The sequence below is a fragment of the Alteromonas macleodii ATCC 27126 genome (assembly GCF_000172635.2).
Classification (GTDB): Bacteria; Pseudomonadota; Gammaproteobacteria; order Enterobacterales; family Alteromonadaceae; genus Alteromonas; species Alteromonas macleodii.
In genome coordinates this window covers 2,830,329-2,848,487 of record NC_018632.1, presented here as the reverse complement: position 1 = coordinate 2,848,487, position 18,159 = coordinate 2,830,329, and the positions used below count along the sequence as shown (strand labels likewise).

At 43.6% G+C, this 18,159-nt stretch carries 15 protein-coding genes and 1 pseudogene; 13 read left to right on the top strand and 3 right to left on the bottom strand.

The window, feature by feature from the left end; all coding sequences use genetic code 11:
* Window positions 1-82: 82 nt before the first annotated feature.
* From MASE_RS12195 to MASE_RS12170, 7 genes and pseudogenes are all read left to right on the top strand, one after another.
* Window positions 83-403, top strand: a pseudogene (locus tag MASE_RS12195) (HvfA family oxazolone/thioamide-modified RiPP metallophore); the annotation flags it as partial.
* A 158-nt stretch (window positions 404-561) separates the two neighbouring features.
* On the top strand, window positions 562-1,413 hold the full coding sequence (locus MASE_RS12190; RefSeq protein WP_014950053.1) for an HvfB family MNIO-type RiPP peptide maturase: 852 nt from the start codon (window positions 562-564) through the stop codon (window positions 1,411-1,413).
* Window positions 1,410-2,174, top strand: coding sequence for an HvfC family RiPP maturation protein (locus MASE_RS12185; protein WP_014950052.1), 765 nt, complete (start codon window positions 1,410-1,412; stop codon window positions 2,172-2,174). Before MASE_RS12190 ends, MASE_RS12185 begins: the two co-directional genes overlap by 4 nt.
* Before the next feature lie 153 nt (window positions 2,175-2,327).
* Window positions 2,328-2,450 carry a hypothetical protein gene (locus MASE_RS20425; protein WP_256253717.1) on the top strand — a complete coding sequence of 41 codons (123 nt, stop codon included), beginning with the start codon at window positions 2,328-2,330 and terminating at the stop codon, window positions 2,448-2,450.
* Window positions 2,451-2,472: 22 nt separating this feature from the next.
* Window positions 2,473-3,009, top strand: coding sequence for an adenine phosphoribosyltransferase (gene apt, locus MASE_RS12180; RefSeq protein WP_014950051.1), 537 nt, complete (start codon window positions 2,473-2,475; stop codon window positions 3,007-3,009).
* A 41-nt stretch (window positions 3,010-3,050) separates the two neighbouring features.
* Complete coding sequence (gene dnaX, locus MASE_RS12175; RefSeq protein WP_014950050.1) at window positions 3,051-6,170, top strand: DNA polymerase III subunit gamma/tau; 3,120 nt, start codon at window positions 3,051-3,053, stop codon at window positions 6,168-6,170.
* 38 nt (window positions 6,171-6,208) lie between these two features.
* On the top strand, window positions 6,209-6,535 hold the full coding sequence (locus MASE_RS12170; protein WP_014950049.1) for a YbaB/EbfC family nucleoid-associated protein: 327 nt from the start codon (window positions 6,209-6,211) through the stop codon (window positions 6,533-6,535).
* A 136-nt stretch (window positions 6,536-6,671) separates the two neighbouring features.
* On the opposite strand, the gene MASE_RS12165 is transcribed toward MASE_RS12170, so the two are convergent.
* Window positions 6,672-7,460, bottom strand: a complete 789-nt coding sequence (locus tag MASE_RS12165; protein WP_014950048.1) for a ferredoxin--NADP reductase — start codon at window positions 7,458-7,460, stop codon at window positions 6,672-6,674.
* 267 nt (window positions 7,461-7,727) lie between these two features.
* On the opposite strand from MASE_RS12165, the gene MASE_RS12160 reads away from it, so the two are divergent.
* From MASE_RS12160 to MASE_RS12135, 6 genes are all read left to right on the top strand, one after another.
* Window positions 7,728-8,420 (top strand): hypothetical protein, encoded by a 693-nt coding sequence (locus MASE_RS12160; RefSeq protein WP_232362761.1) that lies wholly within the window; start codon window positions 7,728-7,730, stop codon window positions 8,418-8,420.
* A gap of 241 nt (window positions 8,421-8,661) precedes the next feature.
* Complete coding sequence (locus MASE_RS12155) at window positions 8,662-9,609, top strand: hypothetical protein (protein ID WP_014950046.1); 948 nt, start codon at window positions 8,662-8,664, stop codon at window positions 9,607-9,609.
* A gap of 5 nt (window positions 9,610-9,614) precedes the next feature.
* Window positions 9,615-10,214, top strand: coding sequence for a recombination mediator RecR (gene recR, locus MASE_RS12150; protein WP_014950045.1), 600 nt, complete (start codon window positions 9,615-9,617; stop codon window positions 10,212-10,214).
* Window positions 10,215-10,454: 240 nt separating this feature from the next.
* A complete protein-coding gene (gene htpG, locus MASE_RS12145) occupies window positions 10,455-12,377 on the top strand; it encodes a molecular chaperone HtpG (protein ID WP_014950044.1) in 1,923 nt (640 codons plus the stop codon).
* Window positions 12,378-12,715: 338 nt separating this feature from the next.
* Window positions 12,716-13,360: an adenylate kinase gene (gene adk / locus MASE_RS12140; RefSeq protein ID WP_014950043.1), complete on the top strand. Its 645-nt coding sequence runs from the start codon at window positions 12,716-12,718 to the stop codon at window positions 13,358-13,360.
* Between the two features lie 147 nt (window positions 13,361-13,507).
* Window positions 13,508-13,903: an MAPEG family protein gene (locus tag MASE_RS12135; RefSeq protein WP_014950042.1), complete on the top strand. Its 396-nt coding sequence runs from the start codon at window positions 13,508-13,510 to the stop codon at window positions 13,901-13,903.
* 517 nt (window positions 13,904-14,420) lie between these two features.
* Here MASE_RS12135 and MASE_RS12125 read toward each other — a convergent pair.
* The gene (locus tag MASE_RS12125) at window positions 14,421-17,015 is read right to left on the bottom strand and encodes a TonB-dependent receptor (protein WP_014950040.1); all 2,595 of its coding nucleotides are present in this window, start codon (window positions 17,013-17,015) and stop codon (window positions 14,421-14,423) included.
* A gap of 448 nt (window positions 17,016-17,463) precedes the next feature.
* Window positions 17,464-18,117 carry a signal peptidase I gene (lepB, locus tag MASE_RS12120; protein WP_014950039.1) on the bottom strand — a complete coding sequence of 218 codons (654 nt, stop codon included), beginning with the start codon at window positions 18,115-18,117 and terminating at the stop codon, window positions 17,464-17,466.
* Window positions 18,118-18,159: the final 42 nt, after the last annotated feature.

Genomic DNA, 18,159 nt, shown 5'->3' with positions numbered 1-18,159 from the left:
TATCCTTTAAGCCCACAGGGTCTTTTAAAGTACACGTGCTTACTGTGCGTCAAACATGACTAATATTATTGAGGGTACATCAATGAAACAAATCAAAAAATCATCAGTAGCGACAGCGTTGGGTGCAGTTGTAATTGGCTCTTTGGCGTCAACGGTTGCAGTAGCTGATGTAAATCCATTTGGTATGCAAGCATTAGAATCTGGTTATAGCCAATTCGCTGCGGAAGGCAAGTGTGGCGAAGGAAAATGTGGCGGCGACAAAGCAGAGAAAGAAGGCAAGTGCGGAGAAGGTAAGTGCGGCGGCGACAAGAAAGCTGACAAAGAAGGCAAGTGCGGCGAAGGTAAATGTGGTGGCGATAAGAAAGCTGGTAAAGAAGGCAAGTGCGGCGAAGGTAAATGCGGTAGCATGTAACCGCCATTCAAAAAACATCGTGTAGCTTGAAAAAGAATGATGAAGGCTACACGAGTTACGCTTAGCAAAAAGTGGCTGTCGAATGATGGCCTTTTTTGTCTAGTAACGTACGTTACTATTGTGCAATCCCATGCGGTAAAGGGGAAGATATGAAAAACATCTGTGGCGCAGGTCTTGGGTTTCGTCGGGAAATGCTAAAAGCGCTTTTACCTACATTGCCATCTGAAGTCGATTTTTGGGAAGTAGCCCCTGAAAATTGGATCCCACTTGGTGGGAAGTACCAAGAACAATTTCAGCAAGCGTCTTCGCAAGCTCCCTTTACAACTCATGGTTTATCTTTGTCTATCGGAAGTAGCGACAAACTAGATGTCGAGTTTGTAAAAACCGTTAAGCGATTTTTAGATGCAAACAATATTGCATTGTATAGCGAGCACTTAAGCTTTTGTTCTGGCAACGGGCATATGTACGATCTGATGCCAATTCCTTTTACTGAAGACGCGATTAAGCACGTAGTATCTCGAATTGTTCAAGTTCAAGATATCATCGAACGACCGCTGGTCTTAGAAAATGTCTCTTATTACATTGCGCCAGGCCAAGAGATGGATGAGCTTGAATTTACTAAGAGCATACTAAAAGAATCGGGGTGCAAAATGCTTCTCGACGTAAACAATGTTTACGTGAACAGTATCAACCATAAATACGATGCGAAAGCGTTTATTAACGGCTTACCCTCAGACAAAATTGTGTATGGCCATATTGCTGGTCATTATGATGAAGCTGAGGATTTGAAAGTTGATACTCACGGGGCTGATGTCATTGAGCCAGTTTGGGATTTGTTGGAGCACGCTTACCTCACTCACGGCGTATTTCCAACGTTACTAGAGCGTGATTTTAATATTCCCCCGTTAAGCGAATTACTGGCAGAAGTGAAGAAAATTAAGCAAATTCAAGCAAAATGCGAAGCTGTTCGAGTATCAAACGTTAAAGGAAGTGTCGCGTGACTCAGTCATTTCAAACCACTCAAAAAACGTTCGTTGATGCGATCAAAGACCCTCAGACATTTTGTGATACCGACGCTGAAAACATTCGTCGGATGCAAATCTATCAATCCCTGTTTTTTAACAACATCGATAATTTCGTCAGTACCGGTTTTCCAGTTTTAAAATCTATTGTGGTAAAACAGTATGGTGAAAAAGGATGGGAGAGTATTGTGCGTCAATTTTTTATTGAGCACGAGTGTCGTTCCCCCTATTTTGCAGAAATAAGTAAAGAGTTCGTTGAATACCTATCAACACAGCCAACCTTCGATATTACTCTTCCAGATTTTACTGCGGAACTTGCTCACTATGAGTGGCTAGAGCTTGACATCAGTATCAGAAAGAACGAAGACAACGTTGAATTCTACCAACAAGGAAACAACGTTACAGCAATAAGGGTGTCCCCTTACGCCTCTTTGGCAGCGTACCGATTTGAAGTCCATTTAATTGGTGAGGATTATATCCCAGAGCAACCTGCTCAAGAACAGCAGTTCTACGTTGTTTACAGAGACCGTGAGTTTGATGTTCAATTTACTCATGTTAATCCAGTGACGGCTATTTTAGTCAATACGCTGGAACAGCACGAAGTGGGAATGGAAATAGAACAATTAGCTGAGTCGTTGTGCCAGCAACTTCCCCAAATTCCTTCAAACGTGCTTATAAATGGTATGAACCAGACCCTCACTGACATGCTACAAAAAGGAATACTCCTTCCAGTATCCTAAGTAACCATTACTATTTACCTGCTTTATATTAAACTTTCGCCAGGATCTGGTCTGAAAGTGAGCGATCGATCATATTAGCGCTGTCAATCGGGCTTGCTTTCGATTAACATTTAGCACCATTTTTTTGTTCACAAAATTGTTTAGGTAGTGCAAATGGCTGACAATTCAGATTTCAAAGAAGTCTATAACAAGTGGTACTTTCTAGCATCGCTAGTAACTCTAATCGCGTTCCCGTTGATGCATATCATCGCCGGCTGGTTCACCTTCTGGTTATAACGCAGACATTCAAGGCATAATTGTGACTGCAGAATATATTAAATCAGTAGTGAAAACCGTACCTGACTATCCAAAGCCAGGTATTTTATTTAGAGATGTGACCAGCGTTTTAGAAGATCACAAAGCATTTAGTAGCTGTATCTCGTTACTTGTAGAAAAGTATCAAGGTATGGGATTTACCAAGATAGCAGGTACTGAAGCACGCGGGTTCCTTTTTGGTGCGCCATTGGCCATCGAAATGGGCATTGGTTTTGTTCCAGTGAGAAAACCCAACAAACTTCCTCGTGAAGTAGTTAGCGAGAGCTACGAGCTTGAATATGGCATGGATACATTGGAAATCCATAAAGATGCCATTGAGCCAGGTGATAAAGTCCTTCTTATTGACGATTTACTTGCAACTGGTGGAACGATAGCCGCTTCTGCGAAACTAATTCGTTCACTAGGCGGTGAAGTAAACCATGCAGGTTTTGTTATTAACTTACCGGACTTAGGTGGCGAGAAGAAATTGAGTACGCTTGATATAGAAAGCTACTCTATTTGTGAGTTTGAAGGCGAATAATCGCTATAAAGCATAACTAGCAAAAGGCGAAATACGTAATAATGAGTTATCAGGTACTAGCAAGGAAGTGGCGACCGGGCAAGTTCAGTGAACTTGTGGGTCAGGAACATGTTGTCTCTGCCATTTCAAATGCTTTGGATAACGATCGTCTACACCACGCTTATCTGTTTACAGGTACGCGAGGCGTAGGTAAAACTACCATTGCACGTATTTTTTCGAAAAGCCTTAACTGCGAAGAAGGACAAGGGGCAAACCCTTGCGGTCAATGTAACACCTGTAAAGATATAGAGCAGGGGAACTACGTTGATTTGTTAGAGATTGACGCTGCATCAAGAACCAAAGTTGAGGATACTCGCGAGCTTCTTGATAACGTGCAATACAAACCCACTCGCGGGCGTTACAAAGTGTACCTTATCGATGAGGTACACATGCTTTCAAAACACAGCTTTAATGCGCTGTTAAAAACGCTGGAAGAGCCACCTCCACACGTTAAGTTCTTACTGGCTACCACCGATCCTCAAAAGCTTCCGATAACCATCTTATCCCGTTGCTTGCAGTTTAACTTGAAAGCCATGTCTCGGGAGCAGATTGTTGGACAGCTGCAGCATATTTTAGAGCATGAACAGCTGCCTTTTGAGCCACAAGCGCTAGCGCTTTTGGCAAGAGCCGCCCAGGGCAGTATGCGTGATGCGCTGAGTTTAACTGACCAAGCGATTGCACAGGGTGGAAATCAAGTGTTGGCATCGGTGGTAACCGATATGCTGGGGCTGATGGACAAGAACCAGTTGCTTAAAGTGGTTCATGCTGTGGTAAGTAAAAGTCCTGCTGATGTATTGCAGTTGGTCAATGACATCGCAGAGCAAGCCCCCGATTATGACAACGTACACAGCGAATTGGCTAGCCTGCTGCACCAAATAGCATTAACGCAATGGGTGCCTGAAGCATGTAAGCTAGAAACTACATCGGCTAAAGCGATATTTCAATTAGCGAAAACTATTCCAGCTGAGCAAGTGCAGCTGCTTTATCAGATTGCACTGCAAGGAAGAAAAGACTTACCGTTTTCTGCGGATGGAAAAAGTGCGTTTGAAATGACATTGATGCGAATGATGTCGTTTGCTCCAAATACCCCCATCAACGACACCGCAAGCGAGATTGAAAACGGGAGGAGTGAGCATAGTTTACCTGTAGATCATGCTTCTTCCAGTGGTGGCCCGGGAAACGTCGGTAAGCAGGAGGAAGCGCCGTTAAGCGAAACTTCTGCAACCAATGTGCAGGAGGAGAGGCCTTCACATCTATCGGTTGAATCTACCTCTGCTCAGTCGTTAGAAAGTGCGCCATCTACCCCTGATTCACTTGCTACATCAATAAGTGAAAAAGAGCAGCAAGAACAATCGACGTCTCCATTTGAATCACAGCAAGAGCAGAAACACGCAGCCGCTGATGAAAGCGAGTTGAGTGGAAGTGATACTCTGTCGGCGCTACCTCATGCAGAGTCAGGTGCAACGACGACTCAAACAACGGCACTTGAGCGTGATGCTTCACATGATGATGAATCCGTAAAGCCAGCTCCAACTTCGTCTTTTGAAGAGCAACCCGTAGAAAACACCGCGGTACAAGCGGTACAAACAGAGAGCGTTGTTGCAGAGCTTGAACCAACGCCAAGTGAAGTCAGTGCGCCCCATAACGAAGCAGCGCAATATTTCGATGGACCTCCGTTAGATGCTTACATGGACGATATGCCACCTCCGTCAGAAGATGATGGTTCCTTAGGTTTTGAAGGTTTTCAAAGCGCTGAAGGCTCTTATGACGCTGAAGGTTTTCATAACGTTGAAGGCTCTCATGACGCTGAGGGCTCTCGTAACGCTAAAGGCTCTGATAAAAACAGCGAGTCGTTGGCACACGAGAACGAACCGTCCTCATTAACCGCCGAAGAGCAGCTTACCTCTACGGCTGATATGTTGGCACTTCGTCAAAAGTTAAAGCAAAGAAAAGCACAAGACGCAGAGTCAAAAAGTACCAGCGCAGCAAATGCTAAGACCGAAAGTGCAAGTGATATTCAAGCGCGCTTTACCAGAAGTAAAGCCGAGGCTTTGAGTACTGCACAAACTGCACATGGAGTTAACAAGGGTAGCGATAATAGTGCAGGGCAGGCTAACGCTGGTAACGAAATCAAGAGTGGTGATTTAAACCCCATTGGGCATGAAGACAGCCGTGAGCTGCAAGACCATAGCTCTGAGCCTCTAAATAGTAGCCCTAAGCCTCTAAATAATAGCCCAGAGCTTAGAGAGAACATAGATAGCGGCTCAGAACATAAAGACAATAGTGTTGCGCGCGTTGACACTCCTCAACTGGAAAGTACAAATTCAGGCTCGTCTTTAGGTAATACTCACGCGCATTCTTCTAACACTATGCATACTAGCGAGTCAGAAAAGAGTCATTCTAGCTCAAACAACACGAGCGATTTCTTGCTTGATGAATTTGAAGAGGATATGCCTTTTTCAAATGACGAATCTGAGGCGCAATCAAACTCGGAAACACCGGTTGAGGATATGCCACCTTGGGCTACTGATTACGATAATCAACCACCTCAACACGTTGAAGGTGCTGATTATGTTGAAGCGCCCTCAGATAGCAGTTCGAATTACGACAGTGCCCCTGAGCAGATGGAAAGTGCGGGAGATCGGTCTTTTGCGCGGGATGCTCTAAATTTTGATACGCCGCTGAGCAGTACCTATAACGGGCAGTTAAAAGCGTACTTAAATGACGGAAGCAAATTAACTCACGCTAGCCAAATTGACGAATGGAGCAATCTAGTTGAGCAAATGCCAGTTGCTGGTCTACTCAAACAGTTGGTGCTGCACGCATCATTTTCTCGAGCGGGCAATCAAGTGTCCCTTGAAATTGACCACAGTCAGACGCATTTATTAAATGATAGTGCGAGAAAGCAATTGGTTGATGCAATTCATCATGGGTTGGGTGAAAACGTTGAAGTAAATATCACGTTAGGTGAACCAGCATCTACACCTTTTGCGTTACAACAAGAGATTCATGCCATGCGCCATGCGCATGCACACTCGGTGATTAAAACCGACGATACAATTCAAGCATTGCTATCGACTTTCGATGCGTCAGTGCTAACCGATTCGGTTAAAGCGCGATAGCAGAATTATTAACACCAAAACGAAGCGAGACAAAAATTATGTTTAAAGGTGGAATGGGCAATATCATGAAGCAGGCGCAGCAAATGCAAGAGCGCATGCAAAAAGCACAAGACGACCTAGCCAAAATTGAAGTAACAGGTGAAGCGGGTGCAGGCATGGTTAAAGTAACCATGACGTGCAACCACAACGTACGTCGTGTAGACATTGATGAGTCATTGATGGACGACGACAAAGATATGGTTGAAGATTTGGTTGCTGCAGCATTTAACGACGCGGTACGTCGAGTTCAAGAAACTAGCAAAGAGAAGATGGGTGATGTAACTGGCGGAATGCCATTACCTCCTGGCTTCAAAATGCCGTTTTAAATAATTATGTAAAGCTAGAAGCGATACAGCTTGCAAGTATTTTGCGAGTGAAATCATAGAAAATCGCCGGCAACACGCCGGCGATTTTTATTGAGAATTTAAAATGTTGCCGATAGTCAGGCCAATGCGTTGCGCATTACTTTTCTATAAATGCTTGTTCAATTACATAATGCCCCTGACGGCGCGAGTTAGCTTTCGAGAAGCCCTTGTCGTCTAGCATAGACATAAGGTCTTGTAGCATATTGTCGTTGCCACATAGCATGAATCTGTCATTTTCAGTGTCTAATTCAGGCATACCTATATCATCCAGCAACTTTCCGCTTTCAATTAGCTTCGTTATCCGTCCTTCGTGAGCGATACCGTTTTTCTCATAACTTTCTCTCGTAACAGTAGGATAGTAAATGAGTTTCTCACGCACTTCGTCACCGAAATAAGGGTTGTTAGGAAGTTGGTGCTCAATTTCGTTTTGATAGGCAAGTTCAGAGCGCCACCGCGTTCCGTGAACTAATATAATTTTTTCAAAGCTTTCATAAATGAAAGGATCTCTGATAATACTCATAAATGGTGCTAGACCTGTACCAGTGCTGAGCAAATAAAGATGTTTTCCGGGTAACAAGAAACCAGGCACGAGCGTACCTGTAGGCCTAACATTAATCATTACCTGGTCACCAGGTTCTATATTTTGAAGGCGAGAAGTAAGCGCACCATCTGGCACCTTAATACTAAAAAATTCCAATTCCTCATCATAATTTGGGCTTGCGATGCTGTAGGCCCTCATCAGTGGCCTACCATCTACTTCAAGACCAATCATAACGAATTGACCACTTTCAAAACGAAAAGATGATTCTCTCGTTGTTTTGAAACTAAACAGAGTGTCATTCCAATGGTGAACTTGGGTTACGGTTGCGTTTATAAGATTTCGCATTCGTTTTCCTACTTACTTAGTCATCAAGCCATGCTGCCATTCTCGCACACTTTACAATATGATAATAGTTATCATTAACGTTTGTGGTGTCGGTATACGCACGTAAAATCTAACGTGCTATCAGTTTTAAATAAGTATTTTTAGCAATAGTTCAACCAGGCCTTTCTTCCGTAACATTAAAACACTGTCACATTCAGTCATTTAGCTTGCGCATAGCAAAGGAACACAAATAATAGAATGTGGCAGTTCGAAATGAGGGAGGACGCTGTGTTAGCAAAAATGTTAAAACGCTTTCAGGCCCAACGTGATTGTGCCGTCGAAAACCCGTCTATCAATAATACCGCTGTATCCCTTTGGAAGGACACAGGCCAAGTCTACTATCTAGAGAACACGCTGAAGCTTACTTATCAGTCCAACACGGGAAAGATAACAATTGAAAAGCTCTCAATGACGTCTTTACCTCAAGTTCTTGCTGAGCTTCAAGCATTGGATACCGTCTCAACGCTAGCGCGAAAGGAAACTGCTAATCAGGTGGATGCATTTAGTGTTAGTGTGTGTGGTGTAACTTGGCAAACCGCAGACAATGGTCAGAGCGTCCGTATTAAAGCGCTTCCAGAAGCTGCTACTCTGCGCAGCCCTACTGCCTGCTTCACAAAGTCTCAAGCAATTTTCAAACACGCCTTTATGCTTGAACATGATGACTTACTCACACCTGCATCATTGAGTAAGCCCGGGATCTTTACATACAATCGGATATCGTTAAATGATTTCATTAGTCAGTTAGCGCTGGCTAACGAAAAGTTAGCAAATGGGCAAAAAGCTACAGTGAGCGTTGGTCACCAAAATTTTGAAACTGCATTTACTGACCATGAGCAGTCAATCATTGAAAAATTCATAAAGCACGATGAAACCGTATTCAATAAAGATGGACGTCAACGTCTACTTACTGATAAAGGTTAGGTTTGTTTTCAGCATGATACGTTGATAATTATGGGCTGATACACAGCTTACAAATATTGAGCGCATGCCCAACTCATCGACATTAACTGTAAAATCTCATTTAACCGTTGTTCCGTAGAAAAAGTGTCCCAAATAGTTGAATGATCGTTGTATCATTGCGTTTTTTATCTTTCAGAAAACTCAACGTGTTCAGTTAACCGCTAATCGCGAAAGTTAACTCGTTAAAATAGAGGTTTTAGTAGTGCTAAGGAAAGGCTTAGTTATCACCACGGTTATTTTACTACCCATCGCAACTGTGTTGTTTTTTATGAGTATTCACGACCTGTTTAAAATGAAAACAGTAACGGTCGACCCGAAGCTTAAGGAAATTTCAGGTATAGAATACGATAAATACAAAAGGCTTTGGGCCATTAACGACAGTGGCGATGGACCCATCCTTTATATGCTCAATAAAGATGGAACTATTGAGAGGGAAGTTACAGTTACAAATGCCAAAAACGTCGACTGGGAAGACATGACACAAAACAGTTTCGGTCATTTCTTTTTGGGAGACTTCGGCAACAATGACAACAAGCGACGCTGGTTAACGATTTATAAAATTGAAAACCCCATTGACATAAAAACCGATACCACAGAAGCAGAAATCATTAAGTTTACTTACCCGGAAATGGGAAAAGGAAAAGTAAAACCGAAAGACAAGAACTACGATTTGGAAGCGTTTGTAGAGTACAAGCGTAACCTCTACCTGTTTACAAAAAATAGAACAAAACCCTTCGATGGCATCACCAAGTTGTATAAGGTGGGGGATCATGCCGCTAACTTTGACGCACAGCTCATCGGCGAATTTAAAACCTGTACCACCCTTGAAAAGTTATGCTGGATCACATCGGCTGCAATAAGCCCTGATAGGACTAAACTGGTGCTGTTAGATTCAACAAGCCTGTGGTTATTTGAAAATTTTGAAGGCGATAACTTCTTCAGTGGCGATGTGTCGCGTATTGATTTAGGCGTAGTCACACAAAAAGAGGCAGTGACGTTTTATGACGACAACACGCTGGTTTTCACCGATGAAGAGTACAAGGGGTTATTTGGGGGCAACATTTATGAAGTTAAGCTCGACCAAGCAAAGCGGAACGTGATTAAATACCGCGAAAGCTCGAATCAAAAAGAAAAAGCACCAAAGCAGTAAATACTATGAAGTTCAGTCCGCTACTCTCAGAGTTAATTCAGGCACTAACGTGTCTTCCCGGCGTTGGCAACAAGAGCGCTCAGCGTATGGCATTCCACCTATTAGAGCGTAATCGCACTGGGGCAATTGATTTAAGCAACGTATTACACAATGCCATGGAGCATATTCATCATTGTAAGCGCTGCAGAACATTTACTGAAGACGAGCTATGTGACATTTGTCGTCACCCTGAAAGAGAAGCAAGTGGCTTGTTATGTATTGTTGAAAGCCCACAAGACGTACTAGCAATCGAACAAACCTTAAGTTACAAGGGGCAGTATTTTGTGCTTATGGGTCATTTGTCTCCTATTGACGGCGTTGGGCCAGAAGAAATTGGTCTTACTGAGCTTGAGGCTCGTCTTGCCGCAGGTGGGATAAATGAAGTTATCCTCGCCACAAACCCGACTGTAGAGGGGGAGGCCACGGCACATTATATCGCTCAACTTTGTGCAAGCCATAACGTTGATGCGTCTCGAATTGCCCACGGCGTGCCGGTTGGGGGAGAGCTCGAGTATATTGATGGTAATACTCTCACCCACGCATTTTCGGGTCGCCGCAAACTATAGTACTGTAAATTGGGGTATACCCATTCTTAGTAATTAAAACACTCAACGTGGGACCGCATCTGGCGGGCCTACGTCACGTTCTCTCTTATCGTTCGCCCACAAAATATTCAACACCAGACTTTATTGAAGATAAATCTCCTTATAAAAAATAAATTTTCGTTCTAAACGTTGAAAAGTGCGTTGAGCGACCTTACCTGTTTAACATCAAACGTGATCCATTCAACGAGGAGATATTGGATTATGGCTGAAGCAGCCCACAAAGAAACCCACGGTTTTCAAACAGAAGTAAAACAGCTTCTTCATCTGATGATTCACTCTTTGTATTCAAACAAAGAAATTTTTCTACGTGAGTTAGTGTCAAACGCGGCAGATGCTGCGGATAAGTTACGCTTTCGTGCGCTAGAAAATGACAGTCTTTACGAAAACGATGGCGAGTTAAACGTAAAGCTTAGCGTCGATAAAGAAGCAAATACCGTCACCATTACCGATAACGGTATTGGTATGACTCGCGATGAAGTCATTGCGAACTTGGGTACAATTGCTAAGTCAGGTACTAAAGACTTCTTTAGCAAACTTTCTGGCGATAGCGCTAAAGACTCACAACTCATTGGCCAGTTCGGTGTTGGCTTTTACTCTGCGTTCATCGTAGCTGACAAAGTAACGGTGCGAACTCGTGCTGCTGGTGCAGATGCATCGCAAGGTGTTGAGTGGATTTCAGACGGTGAAGGTGAATTCACTATTGCCGAAATCAACAAGCCTACACGCGGCACCGAGATTACGCTTCACCTACGCGAAGACGAAAAAGAATTTGCTGATGCATGGCGTTTACGCTCTATCGTAAGTAAGTATTCTGATCACATCAGTATTCCTGTGCAGATGTGGAAAGATGAAGTGCCTGAAAGTGAAGGCCCTGATGGCGAAAAAATTGAAGGCCAGCCTGGTGAATGGGAAGTTGTAAACAAAGCCACCGCTCTTTGGACTCGTGAAAAGTCTGAGATTACTGATGACGAGTATAACGAATTCTACAAGCATATCTCTCATGACTTTGCTGATCCTCTTGCATGGGCGCATAACAAAGTAGAGGGTAAAACAGAATATACAAGTTTATTGTATATCCCTTCTAAAGCGCCGTTTGATATGTGGAATCGCGACCAAAGTCATGGTCTTAAGCTTTACGTTCAACGCGTTTTCATTATGGACGACGCCGAACAGTTCATGCCTACTTATCTACGTTTTGTTAAAGGTTTGCTAGACAGCAATGATCTTCCGCTTAACGTGTCTCGTGAAATTCTACAGGACAATAAGATAACGCAAGCGCTACGCCAAGGTTGTACTAAGCGCGTATTACAGATGCTTGAAAAAATGGCGAAGAACGACAATGAAAAATATCAGTCGTTCTGGAATGAATTCGGCAACGTGTTAAAAGAAGGGCCGGCTGAAGATTTCAGTAACCGCGAGAAAATTGCTGGCTTGCTACGCTTCTCTTCTACACACGGTGAGTCTGATGCACAAACCGTATCATTAGCTGACTATATTGAGCGAATGAAAGAAGGCCAGGATAAGATTTACTATGTGACAGCAGATAGCTTGCAAGCTGCCAAGTCTAGTCCTCACCTTGAGATTTTCCGCAAGAAAGGAATTGAAGTGCTATTGATGGGCGAGCGCATTGACGAATGGTTAATGTCTCACCTTACTGAGTTTAACGAGAAGCAGTTTGTCTCAATTGCGAAAGGAAACTTAGATTTAGGCGACTTAGAAGACGAAGAGTCTAAGAAGGCGCAAGAAGAAGCAGAAAAGCAAGTTGAAGGTGTTCTTGAGCGAGCTAAAACTGCACTTGGCGATAAGGTTGTAGACGTTAAATTTACCCATCGCTTAACAGATTCACCTGCGGTCATCGTAGCAGATGACAATGGCATGACTACGCAAATGATGAAGCTTATGCAGGCAGCAGGGCAGACCGTGCCAGACGTGAAGTATCACTTTGAACTTAACCCTGAGCATAGCTTGGTGAAGCTGCTGGCGGATACCCAAGATGAAGAGCTGTTTAATCAGTGGGTAGGCGTATTGTTTGATCAAGCTGCACTGTCAGAACAGGGGAGCTTGAAAGACCCATCTAGTTTTGTACAGAACTTGAACACACTGCTAATGAAGTTAGCTAAATAAAGCAATAAACCATTAGGTTTACATTTAAAAACGGGCGTAATGCCCGTTTTTTTATTTCTACGACTAACAAAAGTAAGTTTAGCCATTTTATTGTGCTATATTTTGGCGGTCTAAAATTTCAAGTTAATCATATTAAGAGTTAGCTTATTCATCTTAAATAAGATGAGTTACTGAATGGGTGTAGGCGCAAATTTACAAAAGTGCCTATAAGCTGAACATATATTCGCCATTAGTCTTAAGATTAACTTTACGGTACTGCTTACACTTGTCACCCCAGTGTTGAATGTGTAAAGTGCCCGAAGTAAAAAGTTTAAAAATCATAAGCGGAGAACGCACTCATGCGAATCATTCTTCTCGGCGCTCCTGGCGCGGGTAAGGGCACACAAGCTCAGTTTTTAATGGGCAAATATGGCATTCCACAAATTTCAACGGGCGACATGCTTCGTGCTGCAATTAAAGCAGGTACAGAGCTAGGCCTTGAAGCAAAGCGTGTAATGGATGAAGGCAAACTAGTATCTGATGAGATTATCATTGGCCTAGTAAAAGAGCGTATTGCACAAGATGACTGTAAAGACGGTTTCTTGTTAGACGGTTTCCCTCGCACTATTCCTCAGGCTGACGCAATGAAAGAAGCAGGTGTCACTGTTGATCATTGCATCGAATTTGACGTTCCTGATGATGTAATCGTAGAACGTATGGGTGGCCGTCGTGTACACCCTGCATCAGGTCGCGTTTACCACGTTGTTTACAACCCACCAAAGGTGGAAGGTAAAGACAATGAAACAGGCGATGACCTAATCGTTCGTGATGACGACAAAGAAGAAACAGTGCGCAAGCGTCTTGCGATTTACCATGAGCAAACAAAGCCGCTTGTGAACTACTACAGCGCTGAAGCGGAAGCTGGAAACTGTGAGTACCACAAGCTTGACGGTACACGCCCAGTTGAAGAAGTGAGTGCTGAACTTGCTGAACGTTTAGGTTAATTGCCAACAACGTCAACAAAAGGTCGCTTAGGCGGCCTTTTTTGTTGCTTGTAACTTATTAGCGGATAACGTTTAATGACAACCATGAATGTTGAATTAAGCGCTGATTAATACAGCGCGATATAACTAGAACATGTGGAGTAGACCATGGTTTTGCCAATCACGGCGTTTTACGCCAGCTTACTGGGTATTTGCTACCTGTATTTGTCGTTTTTAGTCATTGGCGCCAGACGTCGCCACCAAGTGGGAATTGGCGATGGTGGTCACGAAGACCTGGGTCGTTTGACAAGAGCACATGGCAACTTTAGCGAGTACGTACCCATCACCCTTATTATGATAGCGTGTTTTGAAGCCAATACTGGCCAAGTGTGGGCTGTTCACGCATTGGGGAGCGCACTGTTATTTGGCCGTGTATTACATGCCTATGGCTTAGGTCGTCACTCAGGCGTTAGCTGGCAGCGCTTCGCGGGCATGATCCTGACTTTCCTTGCTATGCTATGTGCAGCAATAGGTAATTTGGTGCTCATTCATTTCGGATTGTAAGTGTTGCAAAAGAAGTGAATACATACAGAAAAATGCCAGCTTAGCTGGCATTTTTTTTACCTCATTTCCAATCAGGTTGAGCTAATTCAGATATTGAGGACAGGTTCGCTGTGTGTGCTGCGAAGGTATAGTCCCTGCAACAGAGGAATAACCGCATCGAAGCGACTAGACGGAACTTTTGCCACCTAAGAGTTTGTCCTGTTTGGCCGTTTAACCAATTCGGTTGGAGTCTAAATGCTAAAGATTCTTATAATTTTGGTATTTCTAGTTTTTTACACCTACTTGCTGAAGCGTAGGTTTAAAGTGAAGATGATGGAGGCATGGCGCGCCGAAAAGGTGGGGTCTGAGGTAATGGTTTATGTGATGATTGTATTGCCTGTGATTCTCGCATGGCTCACTACGGTACTCTTTGAATATCTTTTTTTCTAAACACACGTTAATACATGAATGAAAAAAAAGCGCTCAAGGCATGCCATTGTTAAGCAATGCCGTTGAGCGCTTTTCGTCTTATAGGCTTTTAGAAGCGGTAAGTTAGTTTAGAGTATACGAAGCGGCCACGCGGGTTGTGCACGCCGCCTACATAGCCGTATAAGTCGCCATCACCATCACCAATAGCAAACGGAGGCTCTTCGTCAAGCAAGTTGTTTGAACCAATTACAAGGCGAAGGTTATCGCTGTAGTTGTAACCAAACTGCAAGTCCACCAACATTTGAGAATCAACCGTTCTCGAGGTATTTTCTTCAAAGTCCAACACACCGTCGAAATCAATGTCAGGCGTGTCTTCAAACTCACCAACAAAGCTAATGTTCAAGTTGGCATCGAACGCACCTTTAGACCAAGTTGTGCCGAATAACCAACGGTGTTCTGGATAGCCATATTCGCCAGTGTACTCAAGACCGTCTTTTTCGAACTCGTTCATGTAAGACCAATCAAGGTTAAAGCGTACGTTACCGAACTCTTGCAACTCCATGCGGTAGTTAGCGCTGAAATCAACACCAGACGCTTCTTGAGATGATACGTTTTGGTAGGTGTTGAAAATCTTTTGAATTACACCTAATGACTCGCCTGGCTGCGGATCTAAGCGAACACAGATTGTGCTGTCTTGGTTATTACATTCCGCGTCGTAAACTAAACCGAATTGCTGCTCATCAATTTTGTTATCCTGCGTAATACTCCATACATCAATGCTCAGGCCTAATTCTTGAATAGGTGCGTAGATAACACCTACGTTCCAAGATTCTGACTCTTCTGCATCCAAGTTAGGGTTACCCGCAAACTCGATATTGTAATCCAACGATTCACAATCTTGACCTGTTGCATCACAGCGATATTTGTCTACGAAGAAAACACTTTTCTGTGATGGGCCAAGGCCAACTTGTGCAAGAGACGGTGCTCTAAAGCCCTGAGCCCATGAACCGCGCACGGTTACTTCATCACTTGGCGCCCAACGTAATGCTATTTTAGGGTTAGTTGTACTACCAAAGTCACTGTAGTGGTCGTAGCGGCCAGCTAGTTGAAGCTCAAGCTGTTCAGCTAAAGGTATAGATAGCTCTAAGTATGCAGCATACTGGTCGCGTTCAGCAGAGGCAGAAACCGATTCTGTACCGAAGATTAATCCGCGCTGGAACTGAACATCAGGAACGTCAGATACTTGCTCTTCGCGATATTCAACACCTGCTGCCATCATGACAACATCGTCGCCGAAGCTGAATGCTTCACCGGTAATGTGAGCGTCAACGCTGGTCATTCGAGATTCACCACGGCGCACAAGGCTAGTAGTAATATCATCAATTACACTTTGTGGGTTAGTAACGCCACCAAACGGGTTGTAATTACCAAGGTTAATTTGTTCCTGAAGCCAATCAACGCGAACCCAACCTTGTGACTGATCACCACTTTGTTCTGAACGGCTGCGGCCTTTTTGTACAGATGCTTCCCAATCGTAATCATTGAACGTGCCACGAAGGCCAGCGACTAAACGAAGGGTGTCAGATTCGATATCCCAGCGACGGGCACCTGCGTCAACAGGGCGGTAGCGACCAATTTCAATGTCTTGTCCAAACGGGTTATCAGGATGAGTACCCGGAACGGTTAAACCAGCATCTTCATCAAGAGGTGTTGCTGCACCGCCTGCTTCAGACGTATTGTGCTGCATTGCAACTTCCATAAATGCTGTGGTTTCGTCGCCAATTTTATAGTCGAACTGACCAATAAAGCCTACGCGCTCAGAAGCCGGTATGGTTAAACCAAATGGGCCATAATCGAACAGACAGCTGCCAGACGCCGTTGCGCTATCTTCTGGACAATCAGGGTCGATAGTTTTTACACCATCCACATAGAAGTAACCTGGGTAACCTCGTGAAGAACGGAAGTCCATACCACCATAAGGTGATTGGTTAGCTGTTCCGAATCGACCCATTTCGTCAGCGCCAAGCGTGCTGTTGTTGAAATAGTCGATGATAACTGTAGCACTGCTTTTATCGCTTTGAGAGCCCCATAGAATACTGGCGGTGGTCTCATCATAGCTTGGGCCTGTTGTACCACCATAACCTGCATTAATCTCTAGACCTTCGTAGTCTTTCTTCAGTACTACGTTTACTACACCAGCAACAGCGTCTGAGCCGTAAATCGCAGAAGCGCCATCTTTTAATATATCGATTCGTTCGATGGCGGATACAGGAATAGAGTTAATATCAACAAATGAGTTAGTGATACTTTCAGCAAAGGCACTTATTGCCACGCGACGTCCGTTTATTAGAACAAGCGTTGCATCTGGTCCCATACCTCTGAGGGATACCGCTGCCGCGCCATTGGCTGTTGAATCTTGGCTGTTATTACGTGTCGAGAAGGTACCCGCACCTGTGGCCGGCATACGCTCGAGTAATTGTTGAAGGTTTTCATAGCCCATGCCTTCAATCATTGTTGCATCTATTGATTGAATAGGTGAAGGGCCTTCCATATCTGTACGTTTGATACGAGAACCGGTGACTGCAATTCGTTCAAGGTTGGCTGCTTCTTCGTCAGCTTGCTGTGCATACGCAGGAGATAGAGAGGTTAATCCTGAAAGTGCTAATCCCACTGCAATTGCACTTACTTTACGACCTTGTTTCATTGTTATTTCCTTATTTCCATTTTACTTGTTGTGTGTTTTTGCAACACGATGATGTTGCAAAATTATGAATAGCACTCCTAATACTTAAGTTGCAATAGGGGAAAACACGAAAGATGTGACACTTGGTTACAAAGTGTGTAAACCATGTATTACTTTTTTAAATGTGAAGCGGGATGAAGCGGCCGTGAAGTTAAACTAAAAACAGCGTAAAAATAAAGGGTTGCGGCTTAGTTAATTGGTGTTGAGGAAATGGGAATTTGATAAGGAACAAGACCGCTATTTGTAATTCATTAGTAAGAATTTACGTATATGCAATTGCCCCTACATTTTTCTTTATATACGTAAATATCACCGCTTTATCAGATCTGACCAGATTTTTTTTGCCGAAAAATTGAACGCAAGTAAAGGTCTAGCTTGGCCTTTTTGCAAGTAAGGGTATTGTTCAGCCCTACTGAAGTGATGTGAAAAGCCTGTCTTTTCGCGGTAAATACATATCGTCCGGATCTAGTGAAAATGCAACTGAGTTGGCTTTGCCCTGAATTTCTTCAATTGGAATGAAGCCATAATAACGAGAATCAACGCTGTTGTTCCTATTATCCCCCATTGCCAGCACGTGATCTCTGGGCACAGTGATCAAGTTAAAGTTTTTCGCAGGGCTAGGTAATGGGTTAAGCGCTATGGTTCGTGTTTGCCCTAAAATCTGCTCGGAATAAAGATTGTGACCTTTGACGCTTAACGTTGCTTTTTCACCATTGATAAAAAGAACGTTGTTTTCTAATTTGACCTTATCACCTTCAATGGCAACCACACGTTTAATGAGTCTGGTATCAGCTGCATTACTGTCAATAATTACAATGTCACCGCGATTGATGTTACCAGTTTTCGCGACAACAACGTCTGTGAACGGTAATTCTAGCGTGTAGGCTGATTTATCAACCACTACGCGGTCGCCTACTTGAATGGTGGGCTCCATAGAGCCTGTAGGGACATGATACCAATCAGCAACACTGCTTCGAAACGAGAAAAGCAAAACCATAAATAAAATGAAAGGCAGGTTGTTCTTTACGCTCTGTTTTAGATTTAACACGGCTTCGGTTCTCACTTTTCGTACATTGCTCGTTAGATCAAAGTTTTATCACGACAT